Here is a 3,612-nt window from a genome sequence, read left to right on the forward strand (position 1 = left end):
ATAATTGAAAGTTATCTGTTGGTTTTAAAATTTATAAAAGTTAATTAGTTTAGTTAGATAATCAAGAATTATCTATTAAGTCTATAAATGGATAATTATTTATTATCTTCTATTTTTATAAATATAAATCTTGTTATTATATTGTAGGAGGAACAAAATGAATGTAACTCAAAAGATAAGCGAATATATATCTGTTAGCAAGCAAAATATAAATGAAATAATAATTATGGTAGTTGGCAATGCACGTGAAATTACAAAAGATTTTTCCGACTTCACTTCAGGAACTACAGTTGTTTCAGAATATTATGCGCTAGAAAGATTCAATAAAATTGTTATGACCTTTCGTAATGAGGGTTTTGAAGTAATTCCTTATTATGATGAGATGGATTTTATTCATGATTATTTAACTCACCGAATAAGAAACAATTATTATAAGAAAATTGTAGTTTTTAATTTTGCCCAAAAAGGAACAGTTCACGGACGTAAATCATTAGTACCACTATTTTGCGAAATGAATAATATTATACATACCAATTGTGACCCCTTCACTACTAGCTTTGTTAGAGAAAAATATATATGGCATAAATTACTAAAAGGGATTGTCCCTGTTTGTGATACATGGGTTTATGATAGTTCGTTAGGATGGTTTGATAGTTTACCTTCAGTTGGTACAAAAGTTATTGCTAAACTAGAAAATCAATGTTCTAGTATGGGAATAGATGATAATAGTGTTTTTATTTATAATAAAGACAAAGACACTTACCTTAAAAAAACTGCTGAAATATATAGTAGTAGACTTATAATACAAAAATTTATAGAAGGATATGAAGTTGAAGTTCCCTTCATTTATGATGGTAAATCTTTTTATTCTTTAAAACCACAAGGAATCTCCATAAATGAGCAAACAGAAATTGGTGATAAATATTTAGACTATAATTCGCGAGGGAATCATTTGTTTGACTTTTATAATTTTGATGATAAGTTTCCTAAAGTTACAACCAAAATAATTTCAGCAGTTGAAAAAATGGCTAAAATAATTAATATTCAAGGAATGGGACGCATTGATTTTAGAATTAGTTCAGATTTAGAATATTATGTAACGGATATCAATTCCACGCCACATTTAATTGAAGTTGCATCACCAGCAGAAGCACTACGTAAAATTGGTTTCAAGGAATATGCATCCCTTTTACATTTGATAATTGGAATAACGCTTAGTCGTCATCCCAATCAAATAATGTAGTAAAAATTAATCCTTGTTGATAAGTTGTATAGCTAGTAATTGTAGTTAAAACATTAGATTTATATGTTTCACACCATTCTTTGGCATTATTACATTTGGGGATATTTTTCATCAAATTTATAATGCCAGTTAGCTCTTGATTCCTCACTCTATAATGAGGGTCTCCTTGATTGTATTTTATATCTTTCAATAATTGAACACATTCTGCTCTTTTATTATTATCTATAAGGAATTTACACACAGAAAGGTTAATAATTATTCTATAGTTATACGCACCCTCTTGCTCATTCTTAACATTATCAAGTTCCTTTAAAAGAATTTCTTTTGCTTCTTCAAGATTATTATTTAACATCATAAACACTGCATAATTTGATGCAAGAAAAATATAATCAGCAGAATCTACTGTTTCATTATATAATTTTTCTAATTCTAATACTGCTTTTTTTACAGATATTTCCTGTGAAAAATAGTTATATAAAATAAAATTATTTTTTGCTATCTCTATTCGAGGAAAATTAATATTGCTTTTGGATATTATCAAATCTTCAATTTCCTTTTTTATTTTAATTGCATTTTTTAAGTCCATATTAATTATATATAACGAAAGTAAATTATTTAAAGAAATATAATATGCCTTATAGTAATTCTTTTTATAATCTCTAAAAAAATCGACACTTTTTTTTACATAATTTATACTTAAGTCATATTCACTTACGTATGAAAATTTTCTATAAATGACATTAAGATAATATCTATATTCTAGAGAATTGGTCTTTGAATACATTTGTATCAATCTATCTGTTACATCGTTACATATCTTAAGAGCCTCTTTATATCTTCCAGTATGAACAAAAGCTGCAATTTTTCTAATATCCAATCTAAATTTTAAATTTTCATCAATTGCTTTATTTTCATACTGATAAAATAACAAATCAAGAGCTAGTTCTCTTTCTAACCTATCTATCTTTCTTATTAGGCATTGACTTTTTAAAATATTTATTTCATATAGTAATGCACCACTTAATTCGGTCAATACACATAATTTTTTTATACATTCATTGTATTTTTTTGCACTAAGTAACCCAAATGCACAGTTATAAGTTTCAATTATTAAATACTCATTTTGATTTAAGGAGCTTTCAAAATCAGAGATATCAATATTATGATTCAAACGTATCTTTTGCATCAAGTATTGAACCAAATAAATTCCACACTCTGAATTTTTAGCTAATTTAGCAAAGATATATTTATTATAATAATCAGATGGATAAATGTTAGAAAACATATTTATAATATTAGTATATATCTGATATTTAGATATTTCGTCTAACTCACTAAATATTTTTTTTACCAATCCAAAAATGATATGATAATTTTGAGTTTCACCTTCAACCAAATAATGCTTTAATGCAAAATCCATTAATATATTTATCACATGTTCACTTTGGTTTAATAAAAAAGCTAAATCAATCGTTTGAAAATAATATTGTGTTATTGCATATATTGTTAAGATTTCAACCAATAATGCTGAATATTGATAATTTTTAAAGCTTTCATTCAATAAAGTTTTAGTTAAATTATTCATATCAAACGCATCAAAATTGCTATCAAGATTATTATTATTGACATCTTTTATAATATTAACTAATAAACTTATATTATCTGATGCGTTTTGGAATATAAATTCAATCACCTTATCGCTAAGTTGAATTTTAGGATTTAAATTGAGATTTCTAAGGGTTTCATATTTATCTAAATTACAATCTGTTAAAGTCCCAAAATAGACACAACTACTCTCAGTAATAGTTTGTGTGGATAAAGTAAATTTATATATTGGCTTCTTTTTTTTATATTGTTTAATAAAGTTATCTATTAATTCTATGGATTGGTCTGAAATATGTAAAGATTCATCAATTATGAATATCAATGTATAGTTTTTTGCTAGTTTTTTTAAACATTTTTTAATAATTTTTTCTGATTTTAAAATACTCTCATCATCAATTGACAGACTAATACCAAAAGTATATATAGATGCCATGAAGCCGACATTGGGTGATATAATTATTTTATGTTTTTCTATTCGACATATTTTTCTTAGTACTGAAACCAAAGTTGCATATTCGCAATTTAATCCTGTTTTTTCTAAATTAATTATAAGAGGATTTTTTTTGCTCTGACTCCACTGCTCAATGATATATTTTCTGCCACTGTTTTCTTTACCAACAATTGTTAAATTGGTATTCTCCTTTACCATAGAAGATAACTTTTCTAAATTAATTTTTTGATATGGAAGCAGCATATGAAAATTCTCCAATATATTTATACTTAATTGATAATAAATGATAAATCAACAGATAACTTTCAATTAT

Annotated in this window: 2 protein-coding genes; one reads left to right on the forward strand and one right to left on the reverse strand. The window is 25.2% G+C overall.

What is annotated here, in order from left to right; translation table 11 throughout:
- Positions 1 to 334 precede the first annotated feature (334 nt).
- Positions 335 to 1,243 carry a hypothetical protein gene (locus QZ321_RS12290; RefSeq protein WP_294197021.1) on the forward strand — a complete coding sequence of 303 codons (909 nt, stop codon included), beginning with the start codon at positions 335 to 337 and terminating at the stop codon, positions 1,241 to 1,243.
- Here QZ321_RS12290 and QZ321_RS12295 read toward each other — a convergent pair.
- On the reverse strand, positions 1,215 to 3,542 hold the full coding sequence (locus tag QZ321_RS12295; RefSeq protein WP_294197023.1) for a hypothetical protein: 2,328 nt from the start codon (positions 3,540 to 3,542) through the stop codon (positions 1,215 to 1,217). The genes QZ321_RS12290 and QZ321_RS12295 overlap by 29 nt on opposite strands.
- Between the last annotated feature and the right edge of the window lie 70 nt (positions 3,543 to 3,612).

Source organism: uncultured Clostridium sp. (assembly GCF_910588715.1).
Taxonomy (GTDB): Bacteria; Bacillota; Clostridia; order Clostridiales; family Clostridiaceae; genus Clostridium.